We start from the raw sequence: 16586 nt of genomic DNA, 5'->3' as shown, positions 1-16586 counted from the left end.
TGCAAGCTATTCAAAAGATGTCGTTAATTAAATGATACCCATTTCTTTCCCTACTTTTTCATACTTACGAATTGCTTCATCTAGCATTTCTTTCGTATGAGCTGCTGTAGGCATATTACGAACGCGTCCCATTCCTTTTGCTACGGTTGGGAATACGATAGATTTTGCGTATACGCCTTCTTCATTTAGACGTTTACTAAATTCTTGTGTTAATACTTCATCACCAATAATACAAGGTGTAATTGGTGTTTCACTTTCTCCAATGTTAAAGCCAAGTTCTTTTAACCCTTGTTTTAAATAGCGACCATTTTCCCATAAACGATCGTGTAACTCTGTGCTTTCCATTAGAATTTCAATTGATCTCATACAAGCAGCTGCATCAGCTGGTGTTAAAGCTGTTGAGAATAAGAATGGACGTGAACGCACTTTTAACCAATCGATTAAGTTTTGTTTCCCAGCTACATATCCACCAATTACTCCAATTGCTTTTGATAATGTACCAATTTGGAAATCAACTTTATCAGAAAGGCCGAAATGTTTTACAGTACCTGCACCTTTGCCAAGTACACCTGAACCGTGTGCATCATCTACATATGTCATTAAATCCAGCTCTTCTGCAATTTCAACAATCTCTGGTAATTTTGCAATATCTCCATCCATTGAGAAAACACCGTCTGTAATAACCATTAATTTATTATAAAGACCTGATTCTTTTGCCTCGATTGCTTTTTTGCGTAAATCTTCCATATCAGAATGCTTATAAACGATGATTTTCGCTCTTGATAGACGACTACCATCAATAATAGATGCATGGTTTAATTCATCTGAAAGAATCGCATCATTTTTATCCATAACAGCTGAAATCGCTGCCATATTACAGTTAAATCCTGATTGATAAGCAATTGCTGCTTCTGTATGTTTAAACTTTGCAATTGTTTCTTCTAATTTAATATGCAAATCTAAAGTACCGTTAATTGTACGAACAGCTCCTGCTCCAACGCCGTACTTATGAATTGCACCAATTGCTGCTTCTTGTAAGCGATTATCAGTCGCTAATCCAAGATAGTTGTTTGAAGATAAGTTAATATATTCTTTTCCGCCAATTGTAATAATCGGTCCATTTGGACTTTCAAGCGGATCAATTACGTTATAAAGCCCCTTTGATTTTAAATCCTCTAAATTTTCTTCTAAAAAGTTTGCAAGTGTTTTACTAGACATCGTGAAGCCTCCCATCGTTCATGTAAGCGGATTATTATCTTAATAGTTCTAATAATCCCTCTACTAGCTTAACACGTTTTCAGAATTTATTATAGAAAAATAGTTTAAAGAAACCGCTTACAATTTTAGATTATATATGATTCATTACAAGAAATCTATCATTTACTTTTCATATTTGATAGAATTAAAAAAATATTTAGGAGGCTTTTAAAATGGCATTTACTGAATCTGATGTATATAATAACGAATCGTTTTTAGAGCAATATATGCAGCGAAGATATCGAGAAAATAGTCCAAACGAATCCCTTGAAAAACCAGCATTCTTTCAGCTCATTGGCAATGTAACAGGAAAACAAATCCTCGATTTAGGTTGTGGTGATGCTAAATTCGGCGAAGAATTATTAGAACATGGATGCCACTCTTACACTGGTATTGAAGGCTCCGAGCTTATGTATGAAAAAGCTAAAAAACAACTAGAAAATAAAAATGGCACCGTTCATTTTTTAAACCTCAAAGACTACACATACCCTCCTTCTACTTTTGATTTAGTAACATCTAGACTCGCCTTACATTATATTGAACACCTTGATATCATTTTTCAAAATGTGTTTCAAACTTTAAAAACAAACGGAACCTTCACCTTTAGCGTTCAACATCCCGTTATTACCTCTTCATTTGAAAGCTTGCAAACGAGTGGTAAAAGAACTAGTTGGCTCGTCGATGATTATTTCGAAACAGGAAAACGAGTTGAGCCATGGATTGATCAAGAAGTTATTAAATATCACCGGACTACGGAAGAATATTTTACATTATTACAACAAGCCGGATTTACGATTACAAGCTTAAAAGAAGCTACACCAAATCGAAACTGTTTTCAAGATGAAGAAGAATATGAACGACGTTTACGTATTCCCCTTTTTCTATTATTTTCTTGCCAAAAATAAAAAAGACGATGAATCCTCATCGTCTTTTTTCGTTATCTCATCGCCTGAACAGCCTCTTTAAATACACGTCTTCCTCTTCCATGCGGGATACAGAGCGGTGTCCCAAATAACGGATCAGCGCTTATTTGACACTCCATACGGAATACATCCCGAACTAACTTCTGGTCAATAACTTCTTCTGGTTTACCTTGCGCATATATTTGTTTATCTTGAATAGCTACAATGTTGTCTGCATAACGACATGCCAAATTTAAATCGTGCAATACCATAACAATCGTTCTTTTCTCTGTTTCATTTAATTCGAATAATAAATCTAACACTTCAATTTGGTGCGTCATATCTAAATATGTAGTCGGCTCATCAAGCAAAATAATATCTGTATCTTGTGCAAGGGTCATTGCAATCCAAGCACGTTGACGTTGTCCACCTGAAAGGGCATGAACATCACGCTCAGCAAATTCTGTCATACCCGTTGCAGCAAGCGCTTTTTGTACCATTTCCTCATCTTTTTCGGACCATTGCTTCAGCCATGTTTGATATGGATAACGTCCTTGCTTTACAAGTTGCAATACTGTAAGTCCTTCTGGAGCTTGTGGCCCTTGCGGTAAAATTGCCATTTGGCGAGCAATTTGCTTCGTTTGCATACTTTGAATTGCTTGATTATCTAACAAAATGTCACCGGTTGTTGGCTTTAATAATCTAGCTAGTGAACGTAATAAAGTTGATTTCCCACAACCGTTAGAACCGATGAAGATTGTAATTTCCCCTTTTGGAATTTCTAAATTCAGCTCATCAATAATAATCGTTTCACCATACGACAGCGTCAAGCGTTTCGTCTCCAATGCTTTTTGCATATTCATCTCCCTTTATGAATTCCGACTTTTATAAAGTAAATAAATAAAATAAGGTGCACCAATTGCTGATGTAAATACCCCTGCTGGAATTTCAAGTGGTGCGAAAACTGTACGCCCAATTAAATCTGCAGCGAGTACTAGAATTGCACCGATAATCGCCGCAACTGGGAGCAATGCACCGTAGAAAGAGCCAACTAATCTTCGCGAAATATGAGGTGCCATTAAACCAACAAATCCAATTCCTCCTGCAAAGGCAACTGCCCCGCCAATTAAAGCTGTACTAAGTAATAACATGAATACGCGTGACTTCGTTAAAGGAACACCCAGTCCTACCGCAATATCATCCCCTAACTCTTGAGCATTTAAATGTCTAGCCGCTATAAATGATATTACCGTTAAAATAAGAACCCACGGCGCAAGTATCATAACGTTTTGCCACGAAGAGCCATAAACAGTACCTGTGATCCATACATTCGCTTGACTTGCTTGATAAATTGGTGCTAACAACATAAATAAAGTTGTTGCTGCTTTCGTTAATGCCCAAAATCCAACACCAATTAAAACAAGACTAATCGGTGATAATCCATCATTTTTCCAGGCAAATAAATATACAAAAAACGCTACAATTGTTGCCCCAGCAAAAGCTGCTAGCGGCATATAATGAATGCTTACTGTTAACGCATTGTTTTTATCACTAAATATAGCTAAAAAGAGTACAACTGCAACACTTGCCCCGCCCGTAATTCCGATGATATCAGGAGAAGCAAGTGGGTTTCGAACGAGCCCTTGTAAAATACAGCCCGCTACCGCAAGCGCAATTCCTACGAGGATAGCAATTAAAATACGCGGCATACGAAATTTATTTACAACCATATTTGACATCGCATCACCATTTCCGGTAATCGCTTGCCATACGTCATAAGGAGCAATTTTCATATCCCCCATACCTGCACTCGCAAAAAATAATCCTATTAAAACAACTAGTAAACTCAATAAGACGAGACAAGCTCGTTTATACATTAAAAACGAGAGCTCGCCTTTTCCAATACGAAACGGAATATACTTCTTCATTTGCTAAGCCCTCTCTTACGTGCAATATAAATAAAGAATGGGGCCCCGATAAATGCTGTCATAACCCCTACTGGTACTTCTTGTGGCATAATGACATATCTTGCTGCTATATCAGCCAAGATTAATAGTATTGCACCTAACAATCCGCTATAGGGTACTCTCCATCTGTGATCTACCCCAACAAGAGCTCTTGCGAAATGAGGAGTAACGATGCCAATAAATCCAATTGGACCAGCAACCGCAACTGAACCACCAGACAACAGTACAATAATAAGTAACACGAATGATTTCATTAAAATTGTTCGTTGTCCGAGCCCCTTTGCGACATCTTCCCCCATCATTAATGTATTTACTTTCCCTGCCATCATAAAAGATGCAATCCAGCCTATTAATAAATACGGGAATACAGATTGTAAAATCTCTAACTTTCTTCCTTGCACAGATCCGGCAAGCCAAAATAACACTTCTTCAAATGCTTTTTCATTTAATACGAGTAACCCTTGTGTTAATGATGAAAATAAAGCGCTTATCGCTACACCTGCTAATGTTAACTTAAGAGGCGTTGTCCCTTCTTTTCCTAAAGAACTAGAGGCAAATACAAGTACTGCTGCAACTGCCGCTCCTAAAAAGGCAATCCATGTGAAAGCTGATAATGATGTCACGGAAAAGAGTACAATTGCTACAACTATAAAGAACGCAGCGCCTGAATTTAATCCAATAAAATCTGGAGAAGCAAGCGGATTCTTTGTTAAAGTTTGCATTAAACAACCTGCAATGGCTAAACTAGCACCAACACTTGCTGCAATTAACGCCCTTGGTAGACGCACATTTTGAATAATAATATGCTCATTTGAACCATTAAAATGGAAAAAAGCATCTAAAGCTAATTTCCAACTCGTATTTGTATATCCGAAAATAATACTTCCCCAAATACAAATAACGACTGCAATGATTCCAGCAAATAATCCAATCCATTTTGCTTGATTTGTTTTTAATAACATGCAGCGTTTCCCCTTCAATGTATAATGATACGTTGTAAGTGTATTTCAACTTAATTCTCATTGTCAACGATAATGAGAACTATTTTCAGTAATATATATTGACAATCCAAAGATAAAGGCTTAACATCATGCTTGCTATTGAAAAATATTCTCAACATGTAGGGGGTACATAATGAATTTCATGCAAAAGAAATCGTTTACAGTATTTGTATTTTTACTAGCTTTTTCACTTCTTTTAAGTGCTTGTGGAAAATCAAATAACAAAGAAGAATCAACAAAAGAAGATAATAAAAAAGAAATGATTACGGTTGAGCACGCAATGGGTAAAACAGAAGTTCCTGCCAATCCAAAACGTGTAGTTATTTTAACTAATGAAGGAACTGAAGCTTTACTCGAATTAGGTGTAAAACCAGTTGGGGCTGTAAAGTCTTGGACTGGTGATCCGTGGTATCCACATATTAAGGATAAAATGAAAGATGTAAAAGTTGTTGGCGATGAAGGACAAGTTAACGTTGAAACTATCGCTTCTTTAAAACCAGACTTAATTATCGGTAACAAAATGCGCCACGAAAAAGTGTATGAGCAATTAAAAGCTATTGCACCTACTGTTTTCTCGGAAACATTACGTGGTGAATGGAAAGATAACTTCAAATTTTATGCAAAAGCTTTAAATAAGGAAAAAGAAGGTCAAAAAGTTTTAGCTGATTACGGAAAACGTATGGAAGATTTAAAAGGCAAACTTGGTGATACAGTAAATCAAGAAATTTCTATGGTACGCTTTATGCCTGGTGATGTTCGTATTTATCATGGCGATACATTCTCTGGTGTTATTTTAAAAGAACTTGGATTTAAACGTCCTGGAGATCAAAACAAAGATGATTTCGCAGAACGTAACGTATCTAAAGAGCGTATTTCGGCAATGGATGGCGATGTATTATTCTACTTCACATTCGATAAAGGCAATGAGAAAAAAGGTTCTGAACTAGAAAAAGAATATATAAACGACCCTCTCTTTAAAAACTTAAATGCAGTAAAGAACGGAAAAGCATACAAAGTTGACGACGTTATTTGGAATACAGCTGGCGGTGTAATGGCTGCTAACTTACTACTAGACGACATTGAAAAACGCTTTGTTAAATAATTTCATTGTAACCAGCTCCCTCTTTTATGGAGCTGGTTTTTTCATTTCACTGAAGTGTCACATTATTTCATTTTGTATTTTTATTCCCGATATGTTATATTATAAAAGTAAATATAGTATATTTTCTCTATATCAGAATAAATATTTTAATCTAAATTTTCTGATTTATCACTATTTTACTTTATTTTAGAATTCAATTACTACATTTGAAAACGCTTATTATCTTGTTTTCAGGGAAAAATATAATAACGGTTGAAGAAAAATAGATTTTTTCATAAATTTTCTTGCTATTTCCATATAATTCTATTGACTTCTAAATATTTTGTGAATTAAAATAATTACATAAATATCCGTTATACAGGATTAGGGGGAAACAAACATGGATGCAGCTTTAAAATTAGACAAAGCTGGAGAGCAACAATCACCAAAAAAACATCCACCAGGATTATATTTGTTGTTCTTTACAGAGGCATGGGAAAGATTTAGTTATTACGGAATGCGTGGCTTATTAGTTCTTTATTTAACAACGAGCTTAGTAAGTGGCGGTTTAGGCTTTGATAAAGCAGTTGCTGTACAGATTTACGGTATTTTCACAATGTTAGTATACTTCACACCTATTATTGGTGGTTGGCTAACTGACCATTTCATTACGAAACGACACGCCATTACCATCGGCGGTATCATTATGGCACTTGGTAACTTCGTACTATTTTCAATGAACACGAAAACTGGACTATTTTTAGGATTAGGATTATTAGTTATCGGTAACGGATTCTTCAAACCAAATATTTCGACTTTATTAGGTCAATTATATAGCGACAACGATTCTCGTCGTGATAGTGCCTTCACTATCTTCTATATGGGAATTAACTTAGGAGCTCTTATCGCTCCATTCATTTGCGGTTATTTCACAGATTATAGATACGGTTTCTTAACAGCTTGTATCGGTATGATCATTGGACAGATTGCATTTAACTTATTAGCACCTCGTTACTTAGGATCAGCTGGAACAACTGTTGTCGGTAAAAAATCTAAAGAACAAAATGCAAAACCTATTGAGAAAAAACCTTTAACAACACAAGAGAAAAAGCGTACAACTGCAATTTTAATTTTAACTTGTTTCGTTGTATTCTTCTGGGCAGGATTTGAACAAGCTGGTAGTTCTTTAACACTTTACACAGATAAGTTCGTGGATCGTACAATTGGTGGATTTACAATTCCAACACCTTGGTTCCAATCTGTAAACCCACTATTCATTATCTTACTAGCATTACCAGTTTCTGCATTATGGATTAAACTTTCAAAAACAAAAAATGGTGATTTAAAAATCCCTACAAAAATGGCTTTTGGTATGATTTTACTAGGAATCGGGTACTTAGTTTTAACTTTAGCTGTTCTAAAAACTGGTAGCGATGAAGGTAACATTACAATGAAAGCAAATTTACTATTCATTGTATTCACTTACATGTTCCACACAATCGGTGAATTATTCTTATCACCAATCGGATTATCTATGGTAAGTGCAATCGCACCTCTTAAATTAGCATCTTTATTAATGGGTGTATGGTTAGCTGGTACTGGCTTTGCAAACTTATTAGCAGGACAATTAGCTGCTTTCACTCAATCTTTAGGATATTTAGAAGTATTCGCAAGCATCGGTGTTATCGTAATCGTGCTAGGATTAGTACTTCTTATGTTCTCTAAGAAAATTGCACATATGATGGAATAGTAAATAAAAAAGACGCTTCTACAATTAGAAGCGTCTTTTCTATTACATCTCTTCTAAAGCCGTCACATCCACGTGAACGCTCTCTCCTGGGTTGGATACGTCATACACTTGAGCACTACCCTTCTGCTCATCACAGCTCTCAATCCATACGGGGACTCCCTCGTATGTAACATCAATTCTACTTGAAGAAGATAATATCTGTTTCACACGTTTTACATCCATTATATTATTCCTCCTTTGGCTTACAACACTCCTTTCTATCTTTTCATATCCCTTCAGAATATATTCCGTCAATTTAGCACTTCAACCGATAGTTTGTTTCTTTCTAACACGCTAATATATACGCTCTCAAATCTTCCTATTATTAGATTCTTTCCAAATAAAAAAAGACGTATATTTCACACGTCTTCTTTCCATAATATTCAAAAATTAAGAAAATAATGTTTTTACTACTTCACTTACTTTATCGTTATGAATTTGATAGTACACTTCTAACCCGCGTCTCTCAAAGCGTACTACTTTATTTTGTTTTAATTTCGTTAAATGCTGCGAAACAGTTGATTGCGGAATTTCTAATACCTCTTGTAATTGTGTTACATTACATGTTCCACGCTGCATCAGTTCCATTACTAAACGTAGACGAAGTGGATGAGCTAATGCTCTTAACATCTGTACGTCTTCTTCTGAAATACGACAGTCAAATTGGTTTTGGTTCATAAAATTCCCCTCATTTTCATTTTTTATTTTCTCTTTATTTATTTATATATCTGTTCTTATATTTCCTGTTACGACATAACTTTATCAACCTATAATGCTGAGAAAATTTTCCGACTTTTATCAGCACACAGTTCAAGAAAAAATCCCACCTGATTTTGAATATTATACTATATGATACAATAAAAAAGCAAAACAAAGGGCTAGCAATACTTTGCTTACAAACGTTGTTTTATCAGGCTTTTTGTTATATTTTCACCTTACTGAAATGTACAGTAATGATATTGTAAAATATCGTCCATAATTGATAACCTATCGTAAAGTAATTTGACCATATTTAACCACTTTGTTACGATAAAAAGGAAATTTAAGTAAGGAGGATGATGTAATATTAAAAAATGGTTTATTTTTGCGTTAATTAGCATTGCGGTTGGCTGGACCATTATCAATCACTTCCTATACAAAAAAGAAGATATAGCTTCAAAATCAAACATCCCCATTGGAACTGAAGTTGGCAATGTTGCCCTCGATTTCCTTCTGGAAACAACCACTGGTCAAGAAGTTCGTCTTACAGACTATAAAGGAAAAAAAGTAATATTGAATTTTTGGGCAAGCTGGTGTGGTCCATGCAAAATAGAAATGCCTGATATGGAAAAGTTTTATCACGATACTAAAGATATGGGGATTGAAATTGTTGCTGTAAATGCGACAGCTACTGAAAAAGACCCGAATAATGTAAAACAATTTCTTGAAGAAAACAAATATACCTTCCCCGTCCTATTAGATCAGAAAGGCCAGGCAAGTGCCACATATCAAATCATCAGCATTCCAACATCTTTTGTCATCGATACAAACGGTGTCATTCAATATAAGCATGTAGGACCAATGACATATGAAAAAATGAAAGAATATGTAAATAATTTATAGAAGCGTAATCAAATCAATTTGATTACGCTTTTTGTCTACTTTATGAACAAAATGTTACTTTTAATACTATTATGGAATAATTATACTTTTTCACGTTGACAATAGTGTTGAAGGAGAATATACTAAGCATGTAAGTTGATTGTGAATAGTTTCACAAATAATGTGAATTTCTTCACATATAATAGATAGGAGTTGTCATTATTATGAGTACTTGGACACAAATTTATGACCCATTAAACAATATTTGGTTATCTGCACTAATCGCAGCACTCCCAATTTTTTGCTTCATTATTTGTTTAGTGGGATTCAAAATGAAAGGTTACATGGCTGGGCTTTATAGTGTGATCGTCGCTATTATTCTTGCTATATTTGTTTATAAAATGCCCGCAACTGTAGCTGTAGCATCTGCCGGATTCGGTGTTTTATCTGGATTTTATCCAATTTGTACTATCGTTATCGCAGCTATCTTCCTTTACAAATTAACTGTTAAAACAGAACAATTCAATGTCATTCGTGATAGCATTTCAAGTATTACAAATGATCAGCGTTTACAAGTATTATTAATCGCTTATTCTTTCGGTGCTTTCTTAGAAGGCGCAGCTGGTTTCGGTGTTCCAGTTGCTATTACAGCTGCATTACTTGTAGGTATGGGCTTTAATCCATTAAAAGCAGCAGGTATTTGCTTAGTAGCTAATATCGCTGGTGGTGCTATGGGTGCTATGGGTATTCCAGTTACAGTACCTGCACAATTAACTGGGATAGATGCATTAACTGTCGGTCGTCAAGCTGTTTACATTTTGCCATTCATTAGCATTGTTTTACCGTTCTTACTTGTTTCAATGGTAGATGGATTTAAAGGCATTAAAGAAACTTGGCAAGGTATTCTTGTAAGTGGTGTTTCTTTCGCAATTACTCAGTTCCTTGTGACTTACTTCTTAGGCGCTGAACTTACTAATATTTTCGCAGCAGTCGTAAGTATGGTCGCTCTTACATTATTCTTACGTGTTTGGCAACCAAAATCTTCTGCTAAAGAAGAAAAACAAGAAGAAAAAGAATCTCATACATTCAATCAAATTTTATATGCTTGGTCCCCATTCGTATTCTTAACTGCATTTGTAACAATCTTTAATTTAAAACCAATTAAAGCTTTATTTGCTCCGGATGGTCCATTGGCAAACTTAGTATTTAACATTCAATTCCCTGGTCTTCATAATGCGGTTATGAAAACTGCACCAATTACAAAGGCTGATACACCTTTCGCAGCGATTTTCAAACTAGATGTATTCTCTTCTACAACTACTGCGATTGTATTAGCAATCATCGTTTCACTTATCGTCTACCGTGTAAACGGCAAAATGATTAAAGAATTAATGATCGAAACAATAAAAGAACTAAAAGTTCCAGTATATACAATTTGTAGCGTTATCGCTTTAGCTTACGTAGAAAACTACTCTGGTATGTCATCTACACTTGGACTTGCATTCTCTTCTACAGGAAATGCATTCCCAGTTCTTTCTCCAATCTTAGGATGGATTGGCGTATTCATTACAGGTTCAGTCGTATCAAGTGGTTCATTATTCGCACCACTTCAAGCAGTAACTGCCGATCAGTTAAACATCGTACCATCTACTCTCGTTTCATTAAACGTAGTTGGTGGTACAATCGCAAAAATGGTTTCACCACAATCTGTAGCAGTTGCTTGTGCAGCAGTTGGACTAGTTGGTCAAGAATCTGCTCTATTTAAAATAGTAATGAAATATAGTTTAATCTTCTTAGCTATTATTAGCTTACTTCAACTTAACTCTGTATTTAATATCTTCTAAAAAAAAGCACCGATCCAAATGGATCGGTGCTTTTTACATTACATTTTTTTATCCCGCACTAACGGGCAGTAAAACTCCCACCCCAAAATTCGGCGAATGCGAGGGAGTTAGGTGGGAGATCAACTGCCCGTAAAAGCCCGATTGGTTCAACTAATAATCAGTGGGGGATTCCCCCCCACTGATTAAAGTTTCACTTTATCCTTTAATAAAGAAGCACCAGCAATTTCAGGATGCGTCATTTCGTATGGATCCAAAATAATATCAAGCTCTTCTGCTGTAAGTACACCATGTTCTAAACATAGCTCCCTAACAGATTTTCCTGTCGCAATTGCTTCACGTGCAATGCGAGAAGCTGCTTCATAACCAATATGAGGATTCACTGCTGTAATAACTCCAACACTTTTTTCAACATATTGCTTAAGCAACTCTTCATTCGCTGTAATTCCCTTTATACAGTATTCACGGAATACACGGAAACCGTTATTCATAATACTGATGGATTGAATTAAATTAAATACTAATACCGGCTCCATTACATTTAACTCTAATTGTCCAGCTTCTGACGCTAAGCAAATTGTATGGTCATTTCCAATTACTTGGAAAGCAACTTGGTTAATTACTTCTGCCATAACTGGATTTACTTTCCCCGGCATAATAGATGAACCTGGTTGACGAGCTGGTAATTGAATTTCCGCCAACCCAACACGTGGACCAGACGCCATAATACGAAGGTCATTTGCAATTTTAGACATATTCATCATACATACTTTTAGTGCTGCAGATACTTCTGTATATGCATCTGTGTTTTGCGTCGCATCAACTAAGTGCTCTGCACCAACAAGAGGGAAACCACTAAAAGTTCGTAAATGCTTCACAACTTGTTCTATATAAGTAGGGTTTGCATTTAATCCCGTACCGACAGCTGTCGCACCCATATTAACTTCGTATAAATGTTGACGAGACTGTTTAATTCTTTTTATATCACGCTCTAGCACTCTGCTATATGCTTCAAATTCTTGTCCAAGGCGAATTGGAACTGCATCTTGCAAATGCGTACGCCCCATTTTAATAACGTGATCGAACTCTTTTGCTTTATCATGAAAAGCAGAGTGAAGTTCTTCCATTGTAACAAGAAGTTCTTCCAGCATCATAAGAGTTGCTATATGAATCCCAGTTGGAAACGCATCATTTGTTGATTGGGCCATGTTCACATGAGTGTTTGGGCTAATTTTCGCATATTCACCTTTTTCGTATCCCATACGTTCTAGCGCTCTATTAGCAATTACTTCATTAGTATTCATATTAATTGAAGTACCTGCTCCGCCTTGAATCGGGTCTACGATAAATTGATCATGGAACTTTCCATCAACAATCTCTTGTGCCGCTTCTGCAATTTCTTGTCCGATATCTTTAGCTAAGTAACCTGTATCTATATTCGCAAGCGCTGCCGCTTTTTTTACAATTGCCATTGCCGTAATGAGTGACGGATGAATGCGGTATCCTGTAATAGGAAAGTTTTCTACGGCACGTAATGTTTGTACACCATAATAAGCTACACTCGGTACTTCCTTTTTACCTAAAAAATCTTTTTCTATACGTATATCCTTCGTTGCTATCATTTTTCATCACCTATACTTTTCATTCTAAATCCTTATCTAAAGAATTCGCCCTATAAAATACGAGTATCATTAAATGAATTCTTCAGTATCCACTTTCACTATATAGCACCTTTTTTGAAAGCGCAAACATTTATTTTTCTATATATACTTTTTCTTAAAGTTTATATAATAGAAAATCCATTCATTCTTCTACTTTCTTTATTTCAACTCGCTTAATTTGATGCATATCCTTTTCAAGAACTTTAAAAGAAAAGCCGTGTTTCTCAATAATATCCCCCTCAGCAACGATCTGTTTTTGTACCATAATCCAACCACCAATTGTATCAACATCATCAGCGACCAAATGTATGCCAAATAAATCATTTACTTCGCTAATAAGCACTTTCCCCTCTACAATTTTACACACTTCACTTATATGTTCTATAGGTGGATGCTCATCTTCATCGTATTCATCTCGGATTTCTCCAACAATTTCTTCTAAAATATCTTCCAATGTAACAATCCCCGCTGTACCACCATATTCATCATATAATACAGCTAATGGAATTCGTTTTCTTTGCATTTGTAATAGTAAATCATGAATAGGTATATTTTCTAACACTTCAATAACTGGCCTTGTATATGGCGTAATCGAGCACCCCTCTTCTCGATTACCATCCATATAACGAATAAATAAATCCTTTACATTAACCATCCCAATAATTTCATCTTTATCTTCACCAAATACGGGATATCTCGTGTACTTTTCTTGTGCGATTATTTTAATATGTGTTTCAAATGGTTCGTCCTCATATAAACCTACAACTTCCGTACGAGGTACCATAATTTCCTTTGCGACTCTATTATCGAATTCAAAAATATTATTTACATATTTAAATTCCCTTTGATTAATCTCTCCACTCTCATAACTCTCAGATAAGATTAATCGTAATTCTTCCTCCGAATGAGCTACTTCATGTTCAGAAGCCGGATGTAATCCGAATAACCCTGTTACAAGCCTTGCAGAACCATTTAAAGCCCAAATAAACGGATACATTACTCGGTAAAAGTAAATAATTGGCTTCGATAATAATAAGCTAACTTGCTCTGCCCTTTGTATAGCGAGCGTCTTCGGAGCAAGTTCACCAATGACAACATGTAAAAACGTAATAACTGCAAAGGCAATAATAAATGAAACTGTACTTGCAATTGCAGGAGATAGGTGTAGTTTTAAAAACAACGGCTCGAGTATATGTTTTATAGTGGGCTCTCCTAACCACCCAAGCCCTAAAGCAGTAATTGTAATACCTAACTGACATGCTGATAAATACTCATCTAAATTCGAAGTTACTTTTTTAGCTGCCAATGCTCCTCGGCGTTTTTCACTAACGAGTTGATCAATACGACTGCTACGCACCTTAATAATTGCAAACTCAACAGCCACAAAAAATGCTGTTAACGCAATAAGAATGGCTACCATCAGTAATTTTAAAATATCCACATATGTCCTTTAGCTTTCTTAGCTAAAGTTACACCTCCTTTAAAAAAGAAGTTTCACTTTAGTTTCTTCATTTATTTGAAAGCAACCCTATATAAAATTCACCAATTTCAAGCCTCATACAATTCTAAAGGCAAGCCATCAGGATCTTGGAAAAAGACAAATTTTTTATCCGTAATTTCATCCATACGTATCGCTTCAGTCTCCACACCGCATTGTTTTAAATGGTTTACAGCTTCTTCTATATTTGTAACAGCAAATGCTAAATGTCTAAGTCCAGCTGCTTCTGGAAAACTTGGGCGCTCAGGTGGACTAGGAAATGAAAATAATTCAATTTGATACTCTTCCCCTACACATAAATCTAACTTATAAGAATCTCGTTCTTTTCTATATACTTCATTTATCGCTTTAAAACCTAATATCCGAGTATAAAAATCCTTTGACAGTTCATAATTCGAACAAATAATTGCAACGTGGTGCACTCTACATATATTCATGCTCTCTCTATTCCTTTCTTTACCAAAGATGCATATTCTCCCTTGAAATGAAAAACATATATAGCAGAATATCTCTTTTAGGGGGCTTACTATGAAATTTATTACTTTTTTCGTGGGACTTATCGTTGTTTTCTTCCTTGCTTATATTGCTAGCAACAATAAGAAACATATTAAATTTAAACCAATTTTTATCATGCTTATTATACAATTAATTTTAACCTATTTATTATTAAATACAGAAATTGGTCTCATACTTATTACGGTAATTTCTAGCCTGTTTACGAGGCTACTTGAGTATGCTGCCAGTGGTATAAATTTTGTATTTGGCGGTCTTGCAAATAAAGGGGAAATGCCATTTTTCCTTAACGTATTATTACCGATTGTCTTTATCTCCGTCTTAATTGGTATATTACAACATTTCAAAATACTACCATTCTTTATTCGTTGGATTGGTTTCTTTCTTAGTAAAATAAACGGTCTTGGGAAATTAGAATCTTACAACGCCATCGCTTCCGCTATTGTCGGCCAATCAGAAGTTTTTATTACGGTAAAAAAACAATTAGCCCAAATTCCAAAACATCGACTATATACACTTTGCGCCTCTGCTATGTCAACAGTATCTATGTCCATTGTCGGTGCCTATATGACAATGATTGAACCAAAATATGTAGTAACCGCACTCGTTCTCAATTTATTTAGTGGTTTTATTATCGTACTCATTATTAACCCTTACGACGTTAACGATGATGAAGACATTTTGGTAATAAAAGGGGAAAAACAAAGTTTCTTTGAAATGCTTGGAGAATACATTCTTGATGGTTTTCGTGTAGCAATTGTCGTCGGTGCTATGCTCATTGGATTCGTCGCATTAATGAGTTGCATTAATGACCTATTCCTCATTATATTCGGCATTACTTTCCAACAATTAATAGGCTATGTATTCGCCCCTATTGCATTTCTTATCGGCGTACCAAGTTCTGAAATTGTCACAGCGGGTAGCATTATGGCAACAAAGCTTGTAACAAATGAATTTGTAGCAATGATGGATCTTAGTAAAATTTCCAGCACTCTCTCTATCCGTACAGTTGGTATTATTTCTGTCTTCCTCGTTTCTTTTGCCAACTTTTCTTCCATTGGAATTATTTCCGGTGCGGTAAAAGGGTTAAACGAAGAACAAGGAAATGTTGTTGCCCGCTTCGGCCTAAAATTACTATACGGCGCTACTCTTGTTAGTATTTTATCTGCGATTATTGTAAGTATTATGCTTTAATTAGGTAAAATTTTATCATTTTCTTATCCCTGTCTTTTGTATACAATAACGAATAGATGTCTTATAAAGTGAAACTTTAATCAGAGGGGGCTATCCCCCACTGATTATTAGTTGAACCAATCGGGCATTTACGGGCAGTTATCTCCCACCTAACTTCCTTGCATTCGCTGGACTTTGAGGTGGGAGTTTTACTGCCCGTTAATGCGGGATAAATAATCAATACATCTATTTTTTATACATGTACAATACCTTTTATTTAGCGTAAAATATTTTTTATGTGTTTTAATACGCTTCTAGATGT

Annotated in this window: 15 protein-coding genes; 6 read left to right on the top strand and 9 right to left on the bottom strand. The window is 35.4% G+C overall.

Annotated elements, in window-relative coordinates; translation table 11 throughout:
• Positions 1–27 precede the first annotated feature (27 nt).
• Positions 28–1218, bottom strand: coding sequence for a glycine C-acetyltransferase (locus B5P40_RS04740; protein ID WP_000095918.1), 1191 nt, complete (start codon positions 1216–1218; stop codon positions 28–30).
• Positions 1219–1430: 212 nt separating this feature from the next.
• Here B5P40_RS04740 and B5P40_RS04735 point away from each other — a divergent pair, with 212 nt between their 5' ends.
• A complete protein-coding gene (locus B5P40_RS04735; protein ID WP_002090994.1) occupies positions 1431–2162 on the top strand; it encodes a class I SAM-dependent methyltransferase in 732 nt (243 codons plus the stop codon).
• 32 nt (positions 2163–2194) lie between these two features.
• Here the strand turns inward: B5P40_RS04735 and B5P40_RS04730 are convergent, their stop codons facing one another.
• Genes B5P40_RS04730 through B5P40_RS04720 form a run of 3 tightly spaced genes read right to left on the bottom strand, consistent with a single transcriptional unit; the run spans position 2195 to position 5088 of the window.
• Positions 2195–3016: an ABC transporter ATP-binding protein gene (locus B5P40_RS04730; RefSeq protein ID WP_002188271.1), complete on the bottom strand. Its 822-nt coding sequence runs from the start codon at positions 3014–3016 to the stop codon at positions 2195–2197.
• Positions 3017–3028: 12 nt separating this feature from the next.
• The gene (locus B5P40_RS04725) at positions 3029–4087 is read right to left on the bottom strand and encodes a FecCD family ABC transporter permease (RefSeq protein WP_002169174.1); all 1059 of its coding nucleotides are present in this window, start codon (positions 4085–4087) and stop codon (positions 3029–3031) included.
• On the bottom strand, positions 4084–5088 hold the full coding sequence (locus B5P40_RS04720; RefSeq protein ID WP_002188269.1) for a FecCD family ABC transporter permease: 1005 nt from the start codon (positions 5086–5088) through the stop codon (positions 4084–4086). Before B5P40_RS04720 ends, B5P40_RS04725 begins: the two co-directional genes overlap by 4 nt.
• Positions 5089–5260: 172 nt before the next feature.
• Between B5P40_RS04720 and B5P40_RS04715 the strand changes: the two genes are divergently transcribed.
• On the top strand, positions 5261–6229 hold the full coding sequence (locus B5P40_RS04715; RefSeq protein WP_002125165.1) for an ABC transporter substrate-binding protein: 969 nt from the start codon (positions 5261–5263) through the stop codon (positions 6227–6229).
• A 379-nt stretch (positions 6230–6608) separates the two neighbouring features.
• Positions 6609–7958 carry a peptide MFS transporter gene (locus B5P40_RS04710; RefSeq protein ID WP_002140345.1) on the top strand — a complete coding sequence of 450 codons (1350 nt, stop codon included), beginning with the start codon at positions 6609–6611 and terminating at the stop codon, positions 7956–7958.
• Positions 7959–8000: 42 nt separating this feature from the next.
• Here the strand turns inward: B5P40_RS04710 and B5P40_RS04705 are convergent, their stop codons facing one another.
• The gene (locus B5P40_RS04705) at positions 8001–8180 is read right to left on the bottom strand and encodes an acid-soluble spore protein H (protein WP_002010492.1); all 180 of its coding nucleotides are present in this window, start codon (positions 8178–8180) and stop codon (positions 8001–8003) included.
• 207 nt (positions 8181–8387) lie between these two features.
• Positions 8388–8675 (bottom strand): ArsR/SmtB family transcription factor, encoded by a 288-nt coding sequence (locus tag B5P40_RS04700; protein ID WP_001075217.1) that lies wholly within the window; start codon positions 8673–8675, stop codon positions 8388–8390.
• Positions 8676–9062: 387 nt separating this feature from the next.
• On the opposite strand from B5P40_RS04700, the gene B5P40_RS04690 reads away from it, so the two are divergent.
• Together B5P40_RS04690 and B5P40_RS04685 are read left to right on the top strand one after the other, a co-directional pair.
• Positions 9063–9599 (top strand): redoxin domain-containing protein, encoded by a 537-nt coding sequence (locus tag B5P40_RS04690; protein ID WP_012260294.1) that lies wholly within the window; start codon positions 9063–9065, stop codon positions 9597–9599.
• Between the two features lie 203 nt (positions 9600–9802).
• Complete coding sequence (locus B5P40_RS04685) at positions 9803–11422, top strand: lactate permease LctP family transporter (protein WP_002188268.1); 1620 nt, start codon at positions 9803–9805, stop codon at positions 11420–11422.
• 182 nt (positions 11423–11604) lie between these two features.
• On the opposite strand, the gene aspA is transcribed toward B5P40_RS04685, so the two are convergent.
• The 3 genes from aspA to gloA2 form a co-directional block, all read right to left on the bottom strand.
• The gene (gene aspA, locus B5P40_RS04680) at positions 11605–13041 is read right to left on the bottom strand and encodes an aspartate ammonia-lyase (protein ID WP_113708926.1); all 1437 of its coding nucleotides are present in this window, start codon (positions 13039–13041) and stop codon (positions 11605–11607) included.
• A 181-nt stretch (positions 13042–13222) separates the two neighbouring features.
• Positions 13223–14521: a hemolysin family protein gene (locus B5P40_RS04675; RefSeq protein ID WP_002125161.1), complete on the bottom strand. Its 1299-nt coding sequence runs from the start codon at positions 14519–14521 to the stop codon at positions 13223–13225.
• 107 nt (positions 14522–14628) lie between these two features.
• On the bottom strand, positions 14629–15015 hold the full coding sequence (gloA2, locus tag B5P40_RS04670; protein WP_001017670.1) for an SMU1112c/YaeR family gloxylase I-like metalloprotein: 387 nt from the start codon (positions 15013–15015) through the stop codon (positions 14629–14631).
• Between the two features lie 91 nt (positions 15016–15106).
• On the opposite strand from gloA2, the gene B5P40_RS04665 reads away from it, so the two are divergent.
• Entirely contained in the window at positions 15107–16285 is a 1179-nt protein-coding gene (locus tag B5P40_RS04665; RefSeq protein ID WP_000668860.1) for a NupC/NupG family nucleoside CNT transporter, read from the top strand.
• The last annotated feature ends 301 nt before the right edge of the window (positions 16286–16586 follow it).

It is taken from the genome of Bacillus sp. SRB_8, from assembly GCF_003264205.1.
GTDB lineage: Bacteria > Bacillota > Bacilli > Bacillales > Bacillaceae_G > Bacillus_A > Bacillus_A mycoides.
The sequence above is the reverse complement of the archived record's forward strand: the minus strand, read 5'-3'. Positions and strand labels throughout refer to the sequence as shown.